The organism is Actinomycetota bacterium (assembly GCA_019347575.1).
Lineage (GTDB): Bacteria > Actinomycetota > Nitriliruptoria > Nitriliruptorales > Nitriliruptoraceae > JAHWKY01.
Map to the genome: position 1 here is coordinate 1 of JAHWKY010000003.1, position 21,078 is coordinate 21,078.

At 68.1% G+C, this 21,078-nt stretch carries 35 protein-coding genes and 1 pseudogene; all 36 read left to right on the plus strand.

The annotated features are described in order from the left end of the window. Positions 1–134, plus strand: a 134-nt coding sequence (locus KY469_02245) for an elongation factor Tu (GenBank protein MBW3661893.1), incomplete at its 5' end; no start/stop codon positions are given. Beyond that, positions 134–445: a 30S ribosomal protein S10 gene (rpsJ, locus tag KY469_02250; GenBank protein ID MBW3661894.1), complete on the plus strand. Its 312-nt coding sequence runs from the start codon at positions 134–136 to the stop codon at positions 443–445. The genes KY469_02245 and rpsJ, both read left to right, overlap by 1 nt. Positions 446–566: 121 nt before the next feature. Continuing rightward, on the plus strand, positions 567–1,226 hold the full coding sequence (rplC, locus tag KY469_02255) for a 50S ribosomal protein L3 (protein ID MBW3661895.1): 660 nt from the start codon (positions 567–569) through the stop codon (positions 1,224–1,226). Then, entirely contained in the window at positions 1,226–1,972 is a 747-nt protein-coding gene (gene rplD, locus KY469_02260; protein MBW3661896.1) for a 50S ribosomal protein L4, read from the plus strand. The genes rplC and rplD overlap by 1 nt, the downstream gene beginning before the upstream one ends. Positions 1,973–1,974: 2 nt before the next feature. Beyond that, the gene (rplW, locus tag KY469_02265) at positions 1,975–2,265 is read left to right on the plus strand and encodes a 50S ribosomal protein L23 (protein ID MBW3661897.1); all 291 of its coding nucleotides are present in this window, start codon (positions 1,975–1,977) and stop codon (positions 2,263–2,265) included. A gap of 140 nt (positions 2,266–2,405) precedes the next feature. After that, entirely contained in the window at positions 2,406–3,242 is an 837-nt protein-coding gene (gene rplB, locus KY469_02270) for a 50S ribosomal protein L2 (protein ID MBW3661898.1), read from the plus strand. Further along, on the plus strand, positions 3,242–3,529 hold the full coding sequence (rpsS, locus tag KY469_02275) for a 30S ribosomal protein S19 (GenBank protein MBW3661899.1): 288 nt from the start codon (positions 3,242–3,244) through the stop codon (positions 3,527–3,529). The genes rplB and rpsS overlap by 1 nt, the downstream gene beginning before the upstream one ends. Before the next feature lie 19 nt (positions 3,530–3,548). Then, on the plus strand, positions 3,549–3,935 hold the full coding sequence (gene rplV / locus KY469_02280; protein MBW3661900.1) for a 50S ribosomal protein L22: 387 nt from the start codon (positions 3,549–3,551) through the stop codon (positions 3,933–3,935). Positions 3,936–3,940: 5 nt separating this feature from the next. After that, positions 3,941–5,137: a 30S ribosomal protein S3 gene (rpsC, locus tag KY469_02285; protein ID MBW3661901.1), complete on the plus strand. Its 1,197-nt coding sequence runs from the start codon at positions 3,941–3,943 to the stop codon at positions 5,135–5,137. After that, a complete protein-coding gene (gene rplP, locus KY469_02290; GenBank protein ID MBW3661902.1) occupies positions 5,137–5,556 on the plus strand; it encodes a 50S ribosomal protein L16 in 420 nt (139 codons plus the stop codon). The genes rpsC and rplP overlap by 1 nt, the downstream gene beginning before the upstream one ends. Further along, positions 5,553–5,759, plus strand: coding sequence for a 50S ribosomal protein L29 (rpmC, locus tag KY469_02295; GenBank protein ID MBW3661903.1), 207 nt, complete (start codon positions 5,553–5,555; stop codon positions 5,757–5,759). Before rplP ends, rpmC begins: the two co-directional genes overlap by 4 nt. A gap of 5 nt (positions 5,760–5,764) precedes the next feature. After that, the gene (gene rpsQ / locus KY469_02300; protein ID MBW3661904.1) at positions 5,765–6,034 is read left to right on the plus strand and encodes a 30S ribosomal protein S17; all 270 of its coding nucleotides are present in this window, start codon (positions 5,765–5,767) and stop codon (positions 6,032–6,034) included. Positions 6,035–6,154: 120 nt separating this feature from the next. Continuing rightward, a complete protein-coding gene (gene rplN / locus KY469_02305; protein ID MBW3661905.1) occupies positions 6,155–6,523 on the plus strand; it encodes a 50S ribosomal protein L14 in 369 nt (122 codons plus the stop codon). Continuing rightward, a complete protein-coding gene (gene rplX, locus KY469_02310; GenBank protein ID MBW3661906.1) occupies positions 6,523–6,852 on the plus strand; it encodes a 50S ribosomal protein L24 in 330 nt (109 codons plus the stop codon). Before rplN ends, rplX begins: the two co-directional genes overlap by 1 nt. 25 nt (positions 6,853–6,877) lie before the next feature. Next, a complete protein-coding gene (gene rplE, locus KY469_02315) occupies positions 6,878–7,459 on the plus strand; it encodes a 50S ribosomal protein L5 (GenBank protein MBW3661907.1) in 582 nt (193 codons plus the stop codon). A gap of 1 nt (position 7,460) precedes the next feature. Further along, complete coding sequence (locus KY469_02320; protein ID MBW3661908.1) at positions 7,461–7,646, plus strand: type Z 30S ribosomal protein S14; 186 nt, start codon at positions 7,461–7,463, stop codon at positions 7,644–7,646. 211 nt (positions 7,647–7,857) lie between these two features. Then, a complete protein-coding gene (gene rpsH / locus KY469_02325) occupies positions 7,858–8,256 on the plus strand; it encodes a 30S ribosomal protein S8 (GenBank protein MBW3661909.1) in 399 nt (132 codons plus the stop codon). Positions 8,257–8,265: 9 nt separating this feature from the next. Then, positions 8,266–8,808, plus strand: a complete 543-nt coding sequence (rplF, locus tag KY469_02330) for a 50S ribosomal protein L6 (GenBank protein MBW3661910.1) — start codon at positions 8,266–8,268, stop codon at positions 8,806–8,808. A 28-nt stretch (positions 8,809–8,836) separates the two neighbouring features. Next, entirely contained in the window at positions 8,837–9,196 is a 360-nt protein-coding gene (gene rplR, locus KY469_02335) for a 50S ribosomal protein L18 (GenBank protein ID MBW3661911.1), read from the plus strand. Positions 9,197–9,367: 171 nt separating this feature from the next. Beyond that, positions 9,368–9,940, plus strand: coding sequence for a 30S ribosomal protein S5 (gene rpsE, locus KY469_02340; GenBank protein MBW3661912.1), 573 nt, complete (start codon positions 9,368–9,370; stop codon positions 9,938–9,940). Then, positions 9,937–10,131, plus strand: coding sequence for a 50S ribosomal protein L30 (gene rpmD / locus KY469_02345; GenBank protein ID MBW3661913.1), 195 nt, complete (start codon positions 9,937–9,939; stop codon positions 10,129–10,131). The genes rpsE and rpmD overlap by 4 nt, the downstream gene beginning before the upstream one ends. Beyond that, entirely contained in the window at positions 10,128–10,565 is a 438-nt protein-coding gene (gene rplO / locus KY469_02350) for a 50S ribosomal protein L15 (protein ID MBW3661914.1), read from the plus strand. The genes rpmD and rplO overlap by 4 nt, the downstream gene beginning before the upstream one ends. Before the next feature lie 107 nt (positions 10,566–10,672). Then, positions 10,673–11,950, plus strand: a complete 1,278-nt coding sequence (secY, locus tag KY469_02355) for a preprotein translocase subunit SecY (protein ID MBW3661915.1) — start codon at positions 10,673–10,675, stop codon at positions 11,948–11,950. Positions 11,951–12,006: 56 nt separating this feature from the next. Next, positions 12,007–12,684: an adenylate kinase gene (locus KY469_02360; protein MBW3661916.1), complete on the plus strand. Its 678-nt coding sequence runs from the start codon at positions 12,007–12,009 to the stop codon at positions 12,682–12,684. Then, on the plus strand, positions 12,681–13,493 hold the full coding sequence (gene map / locus KY469_02365; GenBank protein ID MBW3661917.1) for a type I methionyl aminopeptidase: 813 nt from the start codon (positions 12,681–12,683) through the stop codon (positions 13,491–13,493). Before KY469_02360 ends, map begins: the two co-directional genes overlap by 4 nt. 212 nt (positions 13,494–13,705) lie before the next feature. After that, on the plus strand, positions 13,706–13,945 hold the full coding sequence (gene infA, locus KY469_02370) for a translation initiation factor IF-1 (GenBank protein MBW3661918.1): 240 nt from the start codon (positions 13,706–13,708) through the stop codon (positions 13,943–13,945). Positions 13,946–14,054: 109 nt separating this feature from the next. Next, positions 14,055–14,168 carry a 50S ribosomal protein L36 gene (gene rpmJ / locus KY469_02375; protein MBW3661919.1) on the plus strand — a complete coding sequence of 38 codons (114 nt, stop codon included), beginning with the start codon at positions 14,055–14,057 and terminating at the stop codon, positions 14,166–14,168. Between the two features lie 28 nt (positions 14,169–14,196). Next, on the plus strand, positions 14,197–14,580 hold the full coding sequence (gene rpsM, locus KY469_02380; GenBank protein ID MBW3661920.1) for a 30S ribosomal protein S13: 384 nt from the start codon (positions 14,197–14,199) through the stop codon (positions 14,578–14,580). Between the two features lie 3 nt (positions 14,581–14,583). Next, positions 14,584–14,973 (plus strand): 30S ribosomal protein S11, encoded by a 390-nt coding sequence (rpsK, locus tag KY469_02385; protein ID MBW3661921.1) that lies wholly within the window; start codon positions 14,584–14,586, stop codon positions 14,971–14,973. A 125-nt stretch (positions 14,974–15,098) separates the two neighbouring features. Further along, positions 15,099–15,725 carry a 30S ribosomal protein S4 gene (gene rpsD, locus KY469_02390; protein MBW3661922.1) on the plus strand — a complete coding sequence of 209 codons (627 nt, stop codon included), beginning with the start codon at positions 15,099–15,101 and terminating at the stop codon, positions 15,723–15,725. A 72-nt stretch (positions 15,726–15,797) separates the two neighbouring features. Then, a complete protein-coding gene (locus KY469_02395) occupies positions 15,798–16,835 on the plus strand; it encodes a DNA-directed RNA polymerase subunit alpha (protein MBW3661923.1) in 1,038 nt (345 codons plus the stop codon). Positions 16,836–16,948: 113 nt separating this feature from the next. Continuing rightward, positions 16,949–17,299: pseudogene (rplQ, locus tag KY469_02400) on the plus strand (50S ribosomal protein L17). Between the two features lie 392 nt (positions 17,300–17,691). Next, positions 17,692–18,498 carry a tRNA pseudouridine(38-40) synthase TruA gene (gene truA / locus KY469_02405; protein ID MBW3661924.1) on the plus strand — a complete coding sequence of 269 codons (807 nt, stop codon included), beginning with the start codon at positions 17,692–17,694 and terminating at the stop codon, positions 18,496–18,498. A gap of 164 nt (positions 18,499–18,662) precedes the next feature. Continuing rightward, the gene (rplM, locus tag KY469_02410) at positions 18,663–19,088 is read left to right on the plus strand and encodes a 50S ribosomal protein L13 (protein MBW3661925.1); all 426 of its coding nucleotides are present in this window, start codon (positions 18,663–18,665) and stop codon (positions 19,086–19,088) included. Between the two features lie 83 nt (positions 19,089–19,171). Continuing rightward, positions 19,172–19,558 (plus strand): 30S ribosomal protein S9, encoded by a 387-nt coding sequence (rpsI, locus tag KY469_02415; protein ID MBW3661926.1) that lies wholly within the window; start codon positions 19,172–19,174, stop codon positions 19,556–19,558. Between the two features lie 123 nt (positions 19,559–19,681). Then, on the plus strand, positions 19,682–21,022 hold the full coding sequence (gene glmM / locus KY469_02420) for a phosphoglucosamine mutase (protein ID MBW3661927.1): 1,341 nt from the start codon (positions 19,682–19,684) through the stop codon (positions 21,020–21,022). Positions 21,023–21,078 lie beyond the last annotated feature (56 nt).

Here is a 21,078-nt window from a genome sequence, read left to right on the forward strand (position 1 = left end):
TGATGCCGGGTGACAACACCGAGATGACGGTGGAGCTGATCGCCCCGATCGCGATGGACGAGGGCCTCAACTTCGCCATCCGTGAGGGCGGCCGCACCGTCGGGGCCGGCAAGGTCACCAAGGTGGTCAGCTGATGGCAGCCGACCAGAAGATCAGGATCCGCCTCAAGGCGTACGACCACGAGGTGCTCGATCGGTCCGCACGGGAGATCGTGGACACGGTCGAGGCCACGGGGGCGCACGTCGTGGGGCCGGTGCCACTGCCCACCGAGATCAACCGGTGGTGCGTCATCCGGTCGCCCCACAAGTACAAGGACTCCCGCGAGCACTTCGAGATGCGCACGCACAAGCGCCTGATCGACATCCACATGCCGACGCAGAAGACCATCGACAAGCTGATGGGTCTGTCGCTGCCGGCGGGTGTCGACATCGAGATCAAGCTCTAGAACGGATCCGTGCCAACCCAGAACCCGCAGATCGCTCTCAAGTAGCCGCCAGGCGGTGGAGCGCAGGAGTAGATCGCTCTCAAGTAGCGACAGCGGTAGAGCGCAAGATGAAGGATGAGACATGGCCAGGAGAGGCATCCTCGGCACCAAGCTCGGGATGACCCAGGTCTTCGATGACGAAGCCCGGGTCGTTCCGGTGACGGTGATCCAGGCCGGACCCTGCACGGTCACGCAGGTCAAGACCGTCGACACCGACGGCTACACGGCGATCCAGCTCGCCTACGGAGAGCGCAAGCGCGTGAACAAGCCGACCGCCGGTCACCTCGCGAAGGCCGGTGTCCAGACCGCCCTGAGCCTCGCCGAGCTGCGACTGGACGAGGGTGACGAGCTACCCGAGCTCGGAGCGACGCTCGGGGTCGCCGAGGTGTTCAACGAGGGTGACATCGTCGACGTAACCGGCACCAGCAAGGGCAAGGGCTACGCAGGCGTGATGAAGCGGCACAACTTCCGCGGCATGGGCGACGGGCACGGCGTGAAGAAGAAGAACCGCCACCCTGGAGCCGTCGGCGCCTGCGCCACACCCGGCCGGACCTTCAAGGGCCACCGCATGGCTGGCCGCGCGGGCCACGAACGCGTGACCATCCAGAACCTGCAGATCGCCGGCGTGGATGCCGAGCGCAACTTGCTGCTCATCAAGGGTGCGGTTCCCGGCCCCAACGGGTCAGTCGTGTTCGTCCGCTCCGCGATCCGCACGATCAAGGCGAAGGGTGGTGACGCCTGATGCCGAGCGTCGATATCAAGAACCTCCAGGGCGAGTCCATCGGGACCGCCGAACTGCCATCCGAGTGGTTCGAGGGCGAGGTCAACGTCCACGTCATGCACGAGGTCGTGACCGCACAGCTCGCCGCGGCTCGTCAGGGGACGCACAAGACCAAGACCCGTTCCCAGGTGCGTGGTGGCGGCCGCAAGCCGTGGCGCCAGAAGGGGACCGGACGGGCGCGTCACGGCTCGATCCGCAGTCCCCAGTGGGTCGGCGGCGGACACGCCAACGCGCGGACACCGCGGGACTACCGCAAGCGAGTCAACAAGAAGGTGCGCCGTGCTGCGCTGCGGTCCGCGCTGATCGACCGCGTCAACAACGGCGCGTTCGTGGTGATCCGTGAGTTCGCCTTCGCCGCCCCGAAGACCAAGGACGCGGTCGCGGCACTGACCGCTCTCGACGCGGCCGATCGCAAGGTGCTGGTCGTGCTCGGCGATCTGCACCAGCCGACGCTCCGGTCGTTCCGCAACCTGCAGCACGTGCACCTGATCACCGTCGATCAGCTCAACACCTACGACGTGCTGTGGAGCGACGTGGTCCTGTTCGACGAGACGGCGCTCGAGCTCATCGGGACCGGCAAGCGCACGGGCAACGTCGGTGAGATCGTCCCCACCGCGGCGCCCGCGGCGGAGGCGCCGACGACCGAGGCGCCCGCGGCGGAGGAGCCGACGACCGAGGCCCCGGACGACACGGGTGAGGAGGAGTAGCCGTGAAGGACCCGCGCGATGTCATCTTCCGCCCCGTCGTCTCCGAGAAGACGTACGGGCTGCTCGACAACAACAAGTACACCTTCGAGGTCGACCCCCGCGCCAACAAGACCGAGATCAAGATCGCTGTCGAGAGGATCTTCGGGGTCAAGGTCCTCAACGTGAACACGATGAACCGCCGCGGCAAGCGCAAGCGTCGCGGGTGGGTGGTCGGCCAGCGCAAGGATGTCAAGCGGGCGATCGTGCAACTCGCCCCGGGTGACGAGATCGAGATCTTCGGCGCTGGGCTGTGAGTGCTCGAGCAGCGAAGCGGTAGCACAGTGAGTGCTCAAGTAGCGAAGCGGTAGCACAGGTAGTGCTCAAGTAGCGAAGCGGTAGCACAGGTAGTGCTCAAGTAGCGAAGCGGTAGCACAGGTGTAGGGAGGAGGCGACGATGGGTATCCGCAAGTACAAGCCGACGACCGCGGCCCGCCGTGGCGCGTCCGTCAGCGACTTCGAGTCGGTCACCAAGGGCCGCCCCGAGAAGTCGCTGGTCGGACCGTTGCCGCGCAAGTCCGGTCGCAACACGCACGGCCGCATCACGTCGCGTCACCGCGGCGGGGGCCACAAGCGCAAGTACCGCGTCATCGACTTCCGTCGCAACAAGGACGGCGTGCCCGCGACCGTCGCCGCGGTCGAGTACGACCCCAACCGGTCCGCGCGGATCGCCCTGCTGCACTACCACGACGGCGAGAAGCGCTACATCCTCGCGCCCAAGAACGTCGCGGTCGGCAGCAAGCTCGAATCCGGCCCCGAAGCCGACATCATCCCCGGCAACGCCCTGCCGCTCATGAACATCCCCGTCGGAACCACGGTGCACGCCGTCGAGCTGCGTCCCGGAGGGGGCGCCAAGATGGGGCGCAGCGCCGGGGCGTCGATCCAGCTCCTCGCGAAGGAAGGCAAGACGGCCGCGCTGCGACTCCCCTCGGGCGAGATCCGACTCGTGGACTCTCGCTGCCGGGCGACGGTCGGCTCGGTGGGTAACGAGGAGCACGAGCTCATCAAGCTGGGCAAGGCCGGCCGCAAGCGGTGGAAGGGCGTGCGGCCACAGACCCGTGGCGTCGCCATGAACCCCGTCGACCACCCCCTCGGTGGTGGTGAGGGCAAGAGCTCCGGCGGCCGCCACCCGGTCGACAAGCACGGCAACCCCGAACGACGGACGCGCAAGCCCAAGAAGGCGTCCGACAAGATGATCATCCGCCGCCGTGGTCGCGGCAGGAGGCGCCGCTGATGCCCCGCTCACTGAAGAAGGGCCCGTTCGTCGACGACCACCTCATGAAGAAGGTGGAGCAGCTCAACAGCTCGGGTCAGAAGCGCGTGATCAAGACGTGGTCACGTCGCTCGACCATCTTCCCCGAGATGGTCGGTCACACGATCGCCGTCCACGACGGGCGCAAGCACGTGCCCGTGTACGTCACCGAGTCGATGGTCGGCCACAAGCTCGGCGAGTTCGCCCCGACCCGCGTCATCAAGTGGGGCGGCGCCGGTGAGAAGGCCGCCGCCAAGCGGCGCATGTAGCGGAGAGGACAGTCCCACCATGCAAGTCAGAGCGACCGCGAAGTTCGTCCGGGTCTCGCCCACGAAGGCGAGGCAGCTGACGCGCCTCATCTCCGGCGAGCACGTCGAGGAGGCGCGTCGGATCCTCGCGTTCTCCGACAAGGGCGCCGCCGAGCCGATCCTGAAGGTGCTCACGTCCGCCATCGCCAACGCGGAGAACAACGAGGGTCTCGACCCCGACGAGCTGTGGGTGGACAACGCCTTCGCCGACGAGGGACCGACCCTGCGTCGCTACCAGCCCCGCGCGCTCGGTCGCGCGTACCGGATCCGCAAGCGGACCAGCCACATCACGATCGTGGTGGCCACGCGCGAGCCCGAGCTCGCGGCGCAGGCCCCCGCACCAGCCGACACCGGCGACGAGGAGTAGAACCGATGGGCCAGAAGATCCACCCCTACGGGTTCCGGCTGGGTGTCACCACGGACTGGAAGTCCAAGTGGATCGCCGACAAGAAGGACTACTCGGCGTACCTCCACGAGGACGAGCGCGTCCGCGAGTACATCCGTGAGCGCGTCCGCCACGCGGGCATCTCGCGGATCGACATCACGCGCACCGGTGACAACATCGAGACCAGCGTCCAGGCAGCGCGTCCCGGCATCGTCATCGGCCGCCGGGGCACCGAGGCCGACGCCATCCGCGGGGCCCTCGAGAAGCTGACCGGCAAGCGCATCAAGCTCAACATCATCGAGATCAAGCAGCCCGACCTCGACGCGCAGGTCGTCGCCTTCAACGTCGCCGAGCAGCTCCGCGGCCGTGTCTCGTTCCGGCGCGCCATGCGCCGCGCAGTGCAGTCGGCCATGAAGGCCGGTTCGAAGGGGATCCGTGTCCAGGTGTCCGGCCGCCTCGGCGGCGCGGAGATGAGCCGCACCGAGTGGTACCGCGAGGGCCGCGTGCCCCTCCACACGCTGCGTGCCAAGGTCGACTACGGCTTCGACGAGGCACGGACGACCTTCGGTCGCATCGGCGTGAAGGTCTGGATCTACACCGGTGACCAGATCGGGTCGGGCGAGGAGCGAGAGGCCCTGCGCGCCATGGAGCGCGCCAAGGCGGTCGCTGAGGGCCGTCCCGCCGACGACCGTCCTCGCCGCCAGGCCGCGCGCAAGGCGGCGAAGGTGGCCCAGAAGGTGACGGGTATCGGCCGTCGCCCGCAACCGCAGCCGCCCGCCGAGCCCGCACCAGCCGAAGCGGCACCGGCCGAGGCGACAACGGCTTCCGAGCCGTCCGCCGAGCCCGCCCCGACCCCATCCGAGGCCGAGGCGACCGCACCGCCGACCGCGGCGACCCCGACCGACCAGTCCGCGACCGGCGGCGAGGAACCCGCGACCGTCAGCGAGCCCGGCGAGACTGCCAAGTCGGACGTCGAGCAGGCCACCACGGAGTCGGCTCCCGGTCAGTCCGGGGCGATGGCTCCAGAGGACGTCGCAGACGCACCTGCGCCAGCCGACGCTCCGGAGCCCGGCGTCGACGCGGCAGAGGAGCCGCGTGAACCGCAGATCGAGACCAAGCCAGACCGCGCGGCAGCCGTCGAGGAAGAGGCGTCGCCGGAAGCGGACGAAGAAGGAGGTGCGTGATGCTCGCTCCCAAGCGCGTCAGGTACCGCAAGCAGCACCGGCCCCGCCCCATGAGCGGGTTGTCGAAGGGCCACACCGAGGTCTACGTCGGTGAGTACGGCCTCAAGGCGACCACACCAGGGTGGATCACCGCGCGGCAGATCGAGGCTGCGCGTGTCGCGATGACCCGCGCCATCAAGCGTGGCGGGAAGGTGCGCATCACCATCTTCCCCGACCGCTCGATCACCCGGAAGCCACTCGAGACCCGCATGGGATCGGGGAAGGGCGCTCCGGACCACTGGGTCGCTCCGGTCAAGCCGGGCCGGATCATGTTCGAGCTCTCGGGCGTGAGCGAGGAGCTCGCGCGCGAGGCCATGCGCCGGGCCGCCCACAAGCTGCCGGTCAAGACCAAGTTCGTGAAGCGGGAGGGAGCCGAGTGACCGCCGCCGAACTACGAGAACTGGCCGACGACGAACTCGCGCAGCACCTGCGCGAGCAGAAGGAGGAGCTGTTCAACCTCCGCTTCCAGGTCGTCACGGGCCAGCTGGACAACACCACCCGTCTGAAGCAGGTCCGGCGCGAGATCGCGCGCGTCCTGACCGTCATGCGCGAGCGTGAGCTCGCTGCCGAGATCGCGAGGTGAACGACGTGAACGACACGACCGGAGCGCGCACGACACGCAAGGAACGCGTCGGCGTCGTTGTCAGTGACGCGCGCGACAAGACCATCACGGTCCGCATCGAGCGCCGCACCACGCACGCGCTGTACAGCAAGACGATGGAGCGCACCAAGAAGTACCACGCGCACGACGAGGCCAACGACGCCAACGTCGGTGACACCGTCCGCATCGTCGAGACACGCCCCCTCAGCAAGAGCAAGCGCTGGCGTCTGGCGGAGGTGTTGGAACGTGCGAAGTAGCGTTGGCTTTTCCAGGAAACCACCGGATGCGGTGGTTTCCATGACCCTCGCAAACCACCGCATCCGGTGGTTTCCGAAGAACACCGTTCCAGCAAGCTCCAACGCAGGAAAGCTCAAGCGATGATCCAGCAGGAGTCGCGGCTGAAGGTCGCGGACAACTCGGGGGCCCGGGAGGTGCTGTGCATCCGGGTCCTGGGGGGCTCGGGGCGGCGGTACGCCTCGGTCGGTGACGAGTTCGTCGGCACGGTCAAGGACGCCATCCCCGCCTCGAACGTGAAGAAGGGCGAGGTCGTGCGCTGTGTCGTCGTGCGGACGGCCAAGGAGAAGCGGCGCCCCGACGGCAGCTACATCCGATTCGACGAGAACGCCTGCGTCCTGATCCGACCCGACGGCACCCCACGCGGCACGCGCATCTTCGGGCCCGTCGCGCGTGAGCTGCGGGACCGCAGGTTCATGCGCATCGTTTCGCTGGCTCCGGAGGTGCTGTGATGAAGCGCATCCGTAAGGACGACCGCGTCCGCGTGATCTCCGGCAAGGACTCCGGCAAGGAGGGCCGCGTCGTGAAGGTCTGGCCCGACCGTGACCGCGTGCTGGTCGAGGGCGTCAACTACGTGAAGAAACACCAGTCCATGCGCCAGAACCAGCGGGGTGCCCAGGAGGGTGGGATCATCGAGACCGAGGCGCCGATCCACATCAGCAACGTGATGCCGGTCTGCCCCAGCTGCGATCAGGCCGTCCGGGTCGGGTTCACCCTGACCGAGGAGGGTGAGCGCCGCAGCAAGATGCGTGAGTGCCGCAAGTGCGGCGCCACGTTCTGATGGCAACCAGCCAAGAGGGAACGAGATGAGCGACACCGACACGATCTACGTCCCGCGCTTCAAGCTGCGGTACCACGATGAGATCGTCCCCGCGCTGAAGGAACAGCTCGGGATCGACAACATCATGCGTGTCCCGAGGCTCGAGAAGATCGTCGTGAACGTCGGACTCGGCGAGGCGATCTCCGAGCCGAAGGCGGTCGAGGGTGCCCTGCGCGACCTGGCGACCATCACGGGACAGAAGCCGCGGCTCAACCGGGCACGCAAGTCGATCGCGGGCTTCAAGCTCCGCGAGGGCATGCCCGTCGGCGCCAAGGTGACGCTGCGCGGCGACCGCATGTGGGAGTTCCTCGACCGGCTCCTGTCGATCGCGCTCCCCCGGATCCGGGACTTCCGGGGCCTCAACCCGCGTTCGTTCGACGGGGGCGGCAACTACACGTTCGGGGTGACGGAGCAGCTCATCTTCCCCGAGATCGACTACGACGACATCGATGCGGTCCGCGGCATGGACATCACGATCGTGACGACCGCAGAGAGCGACGACCATGCCCGAGCGTTCCTGACCGCGTTCGGCTTCCCGTTCGCGAAGTCCCCTGAGGAGGTGAGCTGACGTGGCGAAGAAAGCCCTGATCGCGAAAGCCAAGCGCAAGTCGAAGTTCGGCGTGCGCGAGTACACCCGCTGCCAACGCTGCGGTCGTCCGCGAGCGGTCTACCGCAGGTTCATGCTGTGTCGGATCTGCTTCCGGGAGATGGCCCACCGGGGCGAGCTCCCGGGCATCACGAAGGCGAGCTGGTGAGCGTTGCCGCGTCGGCACTTCGACTGGAACCGTGCTTCCCGGAAACCAGCGCATGCGCGGGTTTCCCGACTGCAACGGAAACCCGCGTCAGCGCGCGGGCCGCTCACTTCGACTTGACCGCAGCTTCCCGGAAACCACCGTCGCCCGGTGGTTTCAGGACCGAAACCACCGGAGACGGTGGTTTCCGAGAGACACCCCAAAGGCACCACTCATGACTATGACCGACCCGGTGGCTGACATGCTGACCCGTCTCAGGAACGCGTCGTTGGCGTACCTGGATGACGTGGTGATGCCGTCGTCGAAGATGAAGGCATCGATCGCGGACATCCTCAAGGGTGAGGGGTACATCCAGGACTTCTCGGTCGAGGACACCACCCCCCAGAAGACGCTGCACATCCGGCTCAAGTACGGACCCAACCGCGAGCGTGTGCTGGGCGGGCTCAAGCGCATCAGCAAGCCCGGCCTGCGCGTGTACGTGAAGCGCCACGAGGTGCCGCGGGTCCTCGGAGGGCTCGGTACCGCGATCCTGTCGACCAACGCCGGACTCATGTCCGACCGCGAGGCCCGCAAGCAGGGCCGCGGCGGCGAGGTCGTCGCCTACATCTGGTAAGGAGCACCCATGTCCCGGATCGGCAAGCTCCCCGTCCCGGTACCGGACGGCGTCGAGGTGACCCTCGAGGGCCTCGATGTGACCGTTAAGGGCCCCAAGGGTGAACTCGTACGCACGATGCCCGAGGGTGTCGCCATCGCGCGGGACGACGAAGGGGCGATCACGGTCACCCCTCAGGGCGAGACGCGCATGCACCGCTCGCGGCACGGTCTGGTCCGCAGCCTCATCGCCAACATGGTCGAGGGCGTGACCAACGGCTACAGCAAGACCCTGGAGCTGGTCGGCGTCGGTTACCGCGCGGTTCCCAGCGGGAAGGATCTCGAGCTGCAGGTCGGGTACAGCCATCCGGTGGTGATCGAGGCTCCCGAAGGCATCACGTTGGAGGTCCCGGTACCCACCCGTATCGTCGTCTCCGGCATCGACAAGGTCCTCGTCGGCCAGGTGGCCGCCAACATCCGCAAGGTTCGTCCACCGGAGCCGTACAAGGGCAAGGGCATCAAGTACGAGGGCGAGTACGTCCGCCGCAAGGCCGGCAAGACCGCGGGCGTCTGACGCCGACGACCGCTACAGGAGCACGACCATGGATCCCAAGAGGAAGCGAGCGGGGCTCGAGCGCCGTCACCGTCACCTGCGCAAGCGGGTACGGGGGACCGCGCAGCGACCCCGGCTGGCCGTCTACCGCAGCAACACCCACATCTACGCCCAGGTGATCGACGACGAGCAGGGTCACACCCTGGTGGCCGCATCGTCGCTCGACGAGGGCGTGGACCGGGGCGACGACGGCAAGGTCGGGGCCGCTCGCCAGGTCGGGGAGCTGATCGGCAAGCGCGCCACCCAGGCCGGCATCGACCAGGTGGTCTTCGACCGTGGTGGACGCCGCTACGCCGGCCGCCTGAAGGCTCTGGCCGAGGCGGCACGTGAAGCCGGCCTCGATTTCTGACCGACCTACACACAGACAGTGCTCAAGTAGCGAAGCGGTAGCACACAGACAGTGCTCAAGTAGCGAAGCGGTAGCACACAGACAGTGCTCAAGTAGCGAAGCGGTAGCACACAGACAGTGCTCAAGTAGCGGAAGCGGTAGCACACCCATAGAGACAGAAGAGGTTCCAGCATGGCGAAGCCAAGAGGTGGTCCGGGTCGCGGACCCCGTCGCGGACGCGAACAGGACCGTGAGCAGTACGACGAGCGCGTGGTCTCGATCAACCGCGTCGCCAAGGTCGTCAAGGGTGGCCGGCGGTTCCAGTTCACGGCCCTGGTGGTCGTCGGTGACGGCAAGGGCCAGGTCGGCGTCGGGCACGGCAAAGCCAAGGAGGTGCAGTCCGCCATCCAGAAGGGCGTCGAGGAGGCGAAGAAGAGCTTCTTCCGCGTCCCGATGGTGGGCACGACCATCGTGCACCCCGTGATCGGCGAGCTCGGAGCGGGACGCGTGCTGCTCAAGCCCGCAGCTCCCGGTACCGGGGTCATCGCCGGTGGCCCGGTCCGGGCCGTCGTCGAGGCCGCCGGGATCCAGGACCTGCTGGCCAAGTCGCTCGGTAGTTCCAACCCGGTCAACGTCGTCGGAGCCACGATCGAGGGTCTCAAGGCGCTCCGCAGCCCGGAGGAGATCGCCGCGCTGCGTGACAAGCCGCTCGAGGACGTCGCTCCGCGCGCGATGATCGAGACCTTGCGCGGAGGTGCGGCGTGAGCTCGCTGCGCATCACCCAGACCCGGTCGACGATCGGCCGACCGGCTGACCAGCGGGCCACGGTGCGTTCGCTCGGTCTCAAGCGGATCCGTCACACCGTGATCCAGCCCAACCGCCCGGAGATCCGCGGGATGCTCGCGAAGGTGTCGCACCTCGTCGAGTGGACCGAGGTCGAGGAGGATCAGTCGTGAAGCTGCACCACCTGAAGCCCGCTGAGGGCAGCAAGAGCAAGCGCATCCGCGTCGGTCGCGGTGATCGTGGGCGGCGTGGCAAGACCGCCGGTCGAGGCACCAAGGGCACCGGGGCGCGCGGACAGGTACCTGCCGGTTTCGAAGGTGGTCAGGTCCCGCTCAAACGGCGCCAGCCCAAGCTCGCGGGGTTCGTCAGCCACGTGCAGCGGGTGGAGTACTCGATCATCAACGTCGGTCGGCTCGACGACCACTTCGAGGCCGGTGACGAGGTGTCGTTCGACAGCCTCTTCGCGCGCGGGCTGGTGAAGAAGGGCCGTCCCGTCAAGGTGCTGGGACACGGTGACGTCACGAAGTCGCTGACGGTGAAGGTCGATCGGATCTCCGCCACGGCGCGTGAGAAGATCGAAGCCGTCGGAGGTAGCGTCGCCAGCTAGCCTGCCGCGACGGGGAACGGTCGGCTTGTGACCACGTACCCTCCGCCACCGCGATCCAAGGAGCCCTCGAGCAGCCCGGAGGGCGGTAGGACAACCTGAGGGAGAACATGTTCCGCGCTTTCGTGAACGCGTTCAAGGTCCCCGACCTGCGCAAGAAGCTGCTCTTCACCCTGCTGATCATCGGGGTCTACCGCATCGGCTCGTGGATCCCCGTGCCCGGGGTCGACGTCGATCTGCTGCGGGACGCGGTCGCGCAGGGCACCGCCAACACCTTCGTCAGCGTCATCAACCTGTTCTCGGGCGGGGCGCTGGCCGCGATGGCGGTGTTCGCGCTGGGGATCATGCCCTACATCACCGCGAGCATCATCATGCAGCTGTTGGCGGTCGTGATCCCGCGCCTCGAAACGCTGCAGCAGGAGGGCGAGCAGGGCCGCCGCCGCATCACCCAGTACACGCGCTACACGACCGTGGTCCTCGCCGTGCTGCAGTCGACAGGTCTGACCGTGCTAGCACGCAACGGCCAGCTCTTCGGTGCCAACGTGATGCCGGAGGCGACCACGGCAACCGTCGCGCTGATCGTCCTGACGCTGACCGCCGGGACCTCGATGATCATGTGGCTCGGTGAGCTGATCACCCAGCGTGGCGTGGGCAACGGGATGTCGCTGATCATCATGGTCGCGATCCTCGCCAGCGTCCCCTCCGACGGCAACCTCGTCCGCATCTCCAACGGCTACGACGCGGTCACGATGGTGCTGGTCCTGGGCATCCTCATCACCGTGGCGGTGGTGTTCATCGAGCAGGGTCAACGGCGCATCCCGGTCCAGTACGCCCGCCGGCAGGTGGGACGCCGCGTGTACGGGGGACAGTCGACCTACATCCCGCTCAAGGTCAACCAGTCCGGGGTGATCCCGGTCATCTTCGCGTCGTCGCTGATGTACCTGCCGGTCCTGGCGGCCTCGATCACGGGCTGGCCGTGGTTGCAGGACCTCAACGACCGCTACCTCACGAACGCGCGCAGCCCGGTGTACATCCTCGTCTTCGCGCTGCTGACGATCTTCTTCGCGTACTTCTACACCGCGATCACCTTCAACCCCGTCCAGGTTGCCGACAACATGAAGAAGTACGGCGGCTTCGTCCCCGGCATCCGACCCGGTAGGGCGACGGCCGAGTACCTCGACCGCATCTTGACCCGGATCACGCTGCCGGGCTCGCTGTACCTCGCGGTCGTGGCGGTCACGCCGTTCGTGGCGTTGGCGGTCGCCAACATCCAGGCCTTCCCCCTCGGCGGCGTGTCGCTGCTGATCATGGTGGGGGTCTCGCTCGAGACCATGAAGCAGGTCGAGAGCCAGCTCATGATGCGGAACTACGAGGGCTTCCTGACGTGACCGCAGACGCGACCATGGCCGCCGACGAGCTTCCGCCGGAGGAAGGGACCGCGCCGGTGCGTGTCATCCTGTTGGGACCCCCCGGGGCCGGGAAGGGGACCCAAGCGGTCCGTATCGCCGGCGCCTACGGGGTCCCCCACATCTCCACCGGCGACATCTTCCGCAGCAACGTCAAGAACGAGACCGAGCTGGGCTCGAAGGCCAAGAGCTACATGGACGCCGGCGAGCTCGTGCCCGACGACGTCGTGATCGCCATGGTCGAGGATCGCCTCGCGCAGTCCGACACCGCCCCCGGCTTCGTGCTCGACGGCTTCCCGCGCACGGTCCCACAGGCACAGGCGCTCGAGACCTTGCTGTCGGGGCTCAGCCGACCCATCGACGTCGTGCTGCGACTCGCCATCACCGAGGACGAGATCGTGCGCCGACTCACCGGCCGCCGCACGTGTCGCAACTGTGGCGCGATCTACCACGTCGAGAGCTCGCCTGCCGCGGACGAGGACGTGTGTGATCGCTGCGGGGGCGAGCTGTACCAGCGCGACGACGACAAGGAGGCGGTCGTGCTCAACCGCCTCGACGTGTACCACCGCCAGACCGAGCCCCTGGAGTTCTTCTACTGGCAGCGGGGTCTACTCCGTGACGTCGAGGCGATCGGTTCCCTCGACGAGGTGACCCATCGTGCCCTCGGGGTCCTCAGCGAGTACGAGGAACCCCGTCACGACACCTCCGGCCGGTGATCGTCCGCAAGACCAGCGCGGAGCTCGACAAGATGGCGCGTGCGGGTCGCGTCGTCGCCGATGTCCTCGAGGCGCTCGTGCGCCTCGCCCTCCCCGGTGCTACCACGCTGGAGCTCGACGCGTTCGCCGAAGAGAAGATCCGGGCCCGTGGGGCGACACCATCGTTCAAGGGTTACCGGGGCTTTCCCGCGACCCTGTGCACGTCGCCTAACGCCGGTGTGGTCCACGGCATCCCGTCGGTCGCCACGGTGCTGTCCGAGGGTGACGTCCTGTCGATCGACTGCGGCGCGATCGTGGACGGCTACCACGCCGATTCGGCCATCACCGTGATCGTGGGTGGCGACGCCGCGGCTCCGGAGCCGGTCCGCGCGCTCGTCGAGGACACCCGATCGGCGCTGTGGCAGGGGCTGGCGCAGGTGCGGTCGGGTCGCGCCCTCGGCGACATCGGGGCGGCGATCGAGCAGGTCGCGGTCGCGGGCGGCTACGGACTCGTGCGCGAGTACGTCGGCCACGGCATCGGCCGCGCCCTCCACGAGGACCCGTCGGTACCCAACTACGGGACCGCCGGGTGTGGGGCACGGGTGGCCGACGGCTGGGTCGTGGCCGTCGAGCCGATGTTCAACCTCGGCGGCGCCGCGACGCGCAGACTGGCTGACGGCTGGGGCGTCGTGACGGTCGACGGGTCGCCCTCGGCGCACTGGGAGCACACCGTCGCCGTCACTCCTGACGGGCCGCGCGTCCTCACCGCCCGTTCGGACGAGCCCGTCGATCCGGCGCAGTGGGCCCGTGCTCAAGTAGCGAAGCGGTAGCACGAGGTAGGTCGTGCGGTGGACGCCACGGGAGGGGGCTGGTAGCCTCTCCGGGCGGCCCTGCCGTACCGGCGGGGCCTTCGTCACGTCCCCTACTCCAACGGGCTCCGCGCAGCCCGCGCGAGCGGCGCCGTGACCCCGAGGCCGGACCCGGCCCGGAGACCGAACACCCGATAACAGTGCTCAAGTAGCGAAGCGGTAGCACGAAGCGAATGGGAAGAACGAACGCGTTGGCCGAGAAAGAGGAAGCGATCCAGGTGGAGGGCACGGTGATCGAGCCGTTGCCGAACACCATGTTTCGGGTCGAGCTGGAGAACGGGCACAAGGTGCTCGCACACATCTCCGGCAAGATGCGGATGCACTACATCCGCATCCTCCCCGGCGATCGCGTCGTCGTCGAGCTGTCCCCCTACGACCTCACCCGCGGCCGCATCACCTACCGCTACAAGTGAGTGCTCAAGTAGGCCGGAGGCCGGTAGCACAACCGAGAAGCTCAAGTAGGCCGGAGGCCGGTAGCACAACCGAGAAGCTCGGTAGGGGAGCGATACTGAGGAGCGAACCGTGAAGGTCCATCCCTCCGTGAAGAAGATGTGCGACCGGTGCAAGATCATCCGGCGCAAGGGCCGCGTGCGCGTGATCTGCACTAACCCCCGCCACAAGCAACGCCAGGGCTGACCCCTCCACCGACAGGAGAACCCCCCACATGGCACGTATCGCCGGCGTCGATCTCCCGCGAGAGAAGCGGGTCCTGATCGGCCTGACCTACATCTACGGCATCGGCCGCACCCGTGCCGAGCAGACCCTCGATGCCGCCGCCGTCGATCCCGACACGCGCGTCGGTGCCCTGTCGGACGACGAGGTGCAGCGTCTGCGCCAGCACATCGAGAACAACTACCGCGTCGAGGGTGACCTCCGCCGCGAGGTCGCCAACAACATCAAGCGCAAGATCGAGATCGGCTCCTACCAGGGCATCCGCCACCGCCTGGGGCTGCCGGTCCGCGGTCAGCGCACGCACACCAACGCCCGCACCCGCAAGGGTCCGCGCCGCGCCGTCGGCGGGATCCGCAAGCGCACCCGGAAGCACTGACCCATGGCACAGAAGAAGCAACGACCCCGCAAGAAGGAACGCAAGAACGTCCTGCACGCGCAGGTCCACGTGCGCGCGACGTTCAACAACACGCTGATCACCTTCACCGATCAGCAGGGCAACGTGCTGTCGTGGAGCTCCGGCGGTGCCGCGGGCTTCAAGGGCAGCCGCAAGAGCACGCCCTTCGCGGCTCAGCTCGCCGCTGAGCAGGCGACCAAGGCCGCGTTCGAGCACGGTGTCCGCAAGGTCGACGTGCTCTGCAAGGGTCCCGGTGCCGGTCGCGAGACCGCCATCCGTACCCTGGCAGCCATGGGCCTCGAGGTGCTCTCGATCCGCGACATCACCCCCGTCCCCCACAACGGCTGCCGCCCCCCCAAGCGGCGCCGCGTCTGACCCCGTCCGATGGGGTCTACCGCCCTCCGGGCTACTTGAGACCCCTGGAACCCCCCGCCCGCTCGGCCCCGACCCGCCACGGATCGCCCGACCACCCGCGCTAGCGCCGTACCGAGGAAGACCAAATGGCTCGTTACACCGGCCCCGACTGCAGGCTCTGCCGTCGTGAGCGCCAGAAGCTGTACCTCAAGGGCACCAAGTGCGACTCCGCCAAGTGTCCGATCGAGCGCCGTCCGTACCCGCCCGGTGAGCACGGCCGCGGCCGCATCAAGGAGTCGGAGTACCTGCTCCAGCTCCGCGAGAAGCAGAAGGCTCGGCGCATCTACGGCGTGCTCGAGAAGCAGTTCCGCAACTACTACGAGGAGGCGAACCGCCGCACCGGTCTGACCGGCGAGACCCTCCTCCAGCTGCTCGAGATGCGCCTCGACAACGTCGTCTACCGCGGCGGCCTCGCGCGCTCACGTGACGAGGCGCGCCAACTCGTGCGCCACCGTCACGTGGCCGTGAACGGACGCACCGTCTCGATCCCCTCGTACCGCGTCCGTCCCGAGGACGTGATCACGTTCCGGGAGAAGTCGCGCAACATCACACAGGTGATCGGGTCGCTCGAGATCTTCGGACGCCACCCCGTGCCGGACTGGCTCTCGACCGATACCGAGGCGCGCCAGATCACGGTCCGCTCGCTGCCCGCCCGTCAGATGATCGACGTGCCGGTGCAGGAGCAGCTCATCGTCGAGCTCTACAGCAAGTAGCCCCGGAGGACCGCCCGCGCCAACTGGACGTGGGAGGTCGCGGACGTACCTAGCCAGCGAAGGAACAGCCACATGTCGGACTTCGGTTTCTACGAGGAAACAGAGGAGATCTCCCTGGGCACGACGCCGGGAGGCTCGCCGTTCATCGCCTACCGTCCGCGTCTCGAGGAGGAGGAGCTCGAAGACGGTCAGCGATCGCGTTTCGCGATCGAACCGCTCGAGCCCGGCTTCGGGTACACGCTCGGTAACGCGCTGCGGCGCACGCTGCTGTCGTCGATCCCCGGTGCCGCGGTCACCCGCATCCGCTTCACCTCGGCGCAGGCGGCCGGCCCCGAGGGCGGCGCGGTCCTGCACGAGTTCAGTGCCATCGAGGGCGTCAAGGAGGATGTCACCGACATCATCCTGAACATCAAGGACCTCGTCGTGAGCTCCGACGCGGACGAGCCGGTCGAGATCTTCCTCGGTGGTGACGGTCCGGGTGTGCTGACAGCCGAGAACATCTTCGCGCCGTCGCAGATCGAGGTCATCAACGAGGACCTGCACATCGCGACGTTGAACGCCAACGGTCATCTCGAGATGTACCTGACCGTCGAGCGCGGCCGCGGCTACCGCACCGCGGACGAGAACAAGGCCGGCAACGAGCCCATCGGCGTCATCCCGGTCGACTCGGTCTTCAGCCCCGTCCGGCGGGTGTCGTACCGGGTCGAATCGACCCGGGTCGAGCAGATGACCAACTACGACCGGCTCGTGATCGATGTCGAGACCGACGGTTCGGTCACGCCGGCACAGGCCCTGTCGTCCGCCGGTGAGACGCTGAAGGTGCTCTTCGAGCAGTTCGCCGAGTTCGAGGTCACGGGCCCCGGCGGGATCGTCGTCTCGCCCGAGGACGCGTTCGAGGCGTTGGGTTCGCCCGACGACTCCCTCCCGATCGAGGATCTCGATCTGTCGGTGCGGTCCTACAACTGCCTCAAGCGCGAGGGGGTCGGCACCGTCGGAGAGCTGCGGCGCAAGACCGAGCAGGACCTGCTCGAGATCCGCAACTTCGGGGCGAAGTCGATCGACGAGGTCAAGGAGAAGCTGGCCGAGCTCGGACTGTCGCTCGCGGAGTGATCCCGCCCCTCGTTACTTGAGCACCACCCGATCGTGCTACCGCTGTCGCTACTTGAGCACCAGCAGACCGTGCTACCGCTGTCGCTACTTGAGCACCACCAGGAGGCACGTCCATGCCCCAGCCGAAGCGAGGGCCACGGCTCGGCGCCGGTCCGGCGCACCAGCAGCTCATGCTGAGCAACCTGGCGTCGGACCTGTTCGTACACGGTCGCCTCACGACGACCGTGGCGAAAGCCAAGACGCTGCGCCCCTACGCCGAGCGCCTGATCACGAAGGCCAAGCGTGGTGATCTGCACGCTCGCCGACAGGTGCTGTCGACGCTGCGCGATCGCGATGTCGTCGCGTACCTCTTCGAGGAGGTCGGCCCCCGTTTCGTCGACCGCAACGGCGGCTACACCCGCATCCTCAAGCTCGGTCCGCGCAAGGGCGACAACGCTCCCATGGCGCTCATCGAGCTGGTCGAGCAGGGTGCCGAGGGTGCCGGCGAAGAGTTCGTCGAGGCGGGGCGCGAGCGGCGTGCCCGTGGGCTGTTGGGTCGCCTGCGCCGCCGCCGCGAGGAGCCGGAGCTCGGCTACTACGACGACGAGGATCTCGAGGACTTCGGCGAGGAGGACGAGGAGCTCGTTCCCGACCTGCCGGATGAGATCGTGGAGGCCGACGAGGATGCTCAAGCAGCGGAAGCGGTAGCACGCACAGACGTGCAGGACGTGGGCGGAGACGACGTTCCGGACGACGTCGCCGAGGACACCGCGCCCGACTCCGCCCCGGACGAGCCGACCGTCGGCGACCCCGTCGACGAGGTCGCGGACGAACCCGATGCCGGTGGCGCCACCGGCAAGGATGCGGGCGCCTGACGGTGGAGGCGCCGCCGATCAGGCTGCGCATCGACCTCGCCTACGACGGCACGCCGTTCCACGGTTTCGCGCGGCAACCGCGGTACGAGACCGTCCAGGGCTCCCTCGAGGCCGCGCTCGAGCGGCTCCTCGGGCAGGCCGTCCCCACGACCTGTGCCGGACGGACCGACCGGGGGGTCCACGCGCTCGCGCAGGTCGTGCACCTCGACGTCGATCCGTCGGTCCCGCGTGCCAGCCGCGTGCTCGGCTCGTTGCACGACCTCCGCAACCGTCTCGACGCGCTGGTGGGTGAGGCCATGACGATCTGGTCGATCCGGCAGGTCCCCACCGACTTCGACGCCCGGTTCTCGGCCACCGAGCGGCGCTACCGCTACGCGATCTCGGACGTGCCGGCCATCGATCCGCGCGATCGGTACCGCTACTGGCACGTGCGTGACGCGCTCAACATCGGGACGATGCGCACGGGGGCACGGGTGCTCGTGGGCGAGCACGATTTCGCGTCGTTCTGTCGCCGCTCGCAGGAACGCCACCGCATGCGGCGCCTCGACGCGATCACGGTGGCGCGCACGTCGAAGGGGGTGGTCGACGTGCGCCTCCGTGGTCCGGCGTTCTGCCACCAGCAGGTCCGCTCGATCGTGGGCAGCCTGGTCCTCGTCGGACGGGGCGAGCGGCCGCCGGAGTGGATGGCGCAGGTGCTGGCGGCGCGCGACCGCTCCGCGGCGGGGCCCGTCGCTCCTGCTCACGGGCTGACGCTCGAGGGCGTGGGGTACGGACGCAGGTTCCCGGCGGCACCGCTACGGGTCGGTTGACCCCTCCACGAGGCACCCGGTACCCTCGATCCACGCGGTCCCCTGTGGACCGCGCGTTCACGCTCCAGGCCTCCACCGCTCCCGCCGGAGCCGGTCCGCGCCTCGCGAGCCCACCACGAGTGCTCAAGCAGCGAAGCGGTAGCACAACACTAGGAACCGGCAGCATGCGCACCTTCTCCCCGCGCCCGCAGGACATCGAGCGCGAGTGGTTCGTCGTCGACGCCGAGGGCCAGACCCTCGGGCGTCTTGCGAGCCGCGTCGCCCAGGTGCTGCGCGGCAAGCACAAGCCGATCTTCGCTCCCCACGTCGACGTCGGTGACCACGTCATCGTCGTGAACGCTGCCAGGGTGGCGGTCTCGGGCAACAAGCTCGAGGACAAGAAGTACCACCGCCACTCCGGCTACCCGGGCGGGCTCACCTCCGTCCCGTTCCTCCGCCTCCTGGAGGAGTCGCCGGAGAAGGTCATCGAGCGGGCCGTCCGCGGGATGCTGCCCAAGAACCGGCTCGGCCGGCAGATGATCAACAAGCTCAAGGTCTACGCGGGCCCCGAGCACCCCCACCAGGCTCAGCAGCCCAAGCAGCTGCCGTAGTCCTCAAGCAGCCCGAAGGGCGGTAGGACAACATGAAGGTCCTCAAGCAGCCCGAAGGGCGGTAGGACGGAACAGAGGCAACCATGGCAGACAACATCTACGTCGGCCGCCGCAAGACGGCGGTCGCCCGCGCGCGGATCCGTCGGGGCAGTGGTCAGTTCCTCCTGAACGGGCGTCCGCTCGAGGACTACTTCCGGGTCGAGAAGCACCGCTTCCAGGTGACCGAGCCGTTCGCCGCCGTCGAGCAGGACGGACGGTGGGACGTCATCGCTCGCATCAACGGCGGTGGCATCACCGGCCAGGCCGGGGCGCTGCGGCTCGCGATCGCCCGTGCGCTCGTCGGTGAGGATCCCGAGCTGCGCGGTCCGCTCAAGGCCGCCGGTCTGCTGACGCGTGATGCGCGCAAGGTCGAGCGCAAGAAGTACGGCCTCAAGAAGGCGCGCAAGGCTCCGCAGTACAGCAAGCGGTGACCTCGGCAACCGGCCGTCCTCAAGTAGCCCGGAGGGCGGTAGGACAACAGGGCCGTCCTCAAGTAGCCCGGAGGGCGGTAGGACAGGACACGTTGGGGTAGCTCGCGGTCACACGGAGGCACCGTGGGTCGGTTGTTCGGTACGGACGGCGTTCGCGGTGTCGCGAACGTCGATCTCACCCCCGAGCTCGCGCTCGCTCTGGGTCGTGCGCTCGTGGCGGTCCTCAAGGACGATGAACGACGTCCCAGCGTCGTCATCGGCCGTGATCCGCGCTGGTCCGGTGAGGTGCTCGAAGCGGCGCTCGTTGCCGGCATCACGTCCGCGGGTGGTGACGCCGTCACCGTCGGCGTCCTACCGACTCCCGGCGTCGCCTTCATCACGCCCGCCACCGGGGCAGCCGCCGGGGCAGTCATCAGCGCGTCGCACAACCCCGTCGGTGACAACGGCATCAAGTTCTTCAACCACGAGGGCTTCAAGCTCACCGACGAGCAGGAGGATCGGCTCGAGGGACTGCTGGGACGCGACGACCTGCCCCGGCCGAGGGGGATCGACATCGGTCGCCGCTACAGCGACCACGGGGCGGTCGCCCGCTACGTATCCCACCTCACCGGCGCCGCCGAGACGGACCTGTCGGGCCTGCGCATCGTCGTCGACGGGGCCAACGGGGCGGCGAGCAGCATCGGTCCCCAGGTCTACCGTCAGCTCCGTGCCGACGTCGTGACTATCAACTGCGCCCCGGACGGTGCCAACATCAACCGCGAAGCGGGCTCGACCCATCCCGAGGTCCTGCAGGCAGCGGTGCAGGACTCCGGGGCGGACGTGGGCGTTGCCCACGATGGTGACGCGGACCGCGTCATCGCCGTGACGGGGGACGGCGCGCTCGTCGATGGCGACGTGATCCTCGCCATCCTCGCCCGCCACCGCAAGGAGTCGGGAGCCCTCCGTGAGGACACGGTGGTCACGACGGTGATGACCAACCTCGGCTTCAAGAAGGCCATGCGTGAGCTCGACGTCGAGGTGCTCGAGACCGCTGTCGGTGACCGCTACGTGCTGGAGGCGATGCGCGAACGACGGTTGGTGCTCGGCGGCGAGCAGTCGGGCCACATCATCCAGCTCGACGAGGCGACCACTGGCGATGGTCTGCTGTCCGCGGTCAAGCTGCTGTCCGTCGTCAAGCACAGCGGGCAGGACCTGGACGGTCTCAGCCAGGTCATGACGCGGCTGCCGCAGGTCCTCGTGAACATCGCGGTCAGCGATCGCGGTGCACTCGAGGACGCGGACGACGTGTGGGCAGCGGTCGCGGCCGAGGAGGGCAAGCTCGGCGAGGACGGGCGGGTCCTCGTCCGTCCCTCGGGCACCGAGCCGCTCGTGCGGGTCATGGTCGAGGCTCCCACCGACGAGGACGCGCAGGCGTCAGCCGACCGCATCGCCGCGGTCGTCCGCGAGGTGCTCAACCCGGCGTAGGTACTCAGGAGCGCCGTGTGAACGGTGAACGATGGACAAGGCGACGGGGGGACCGG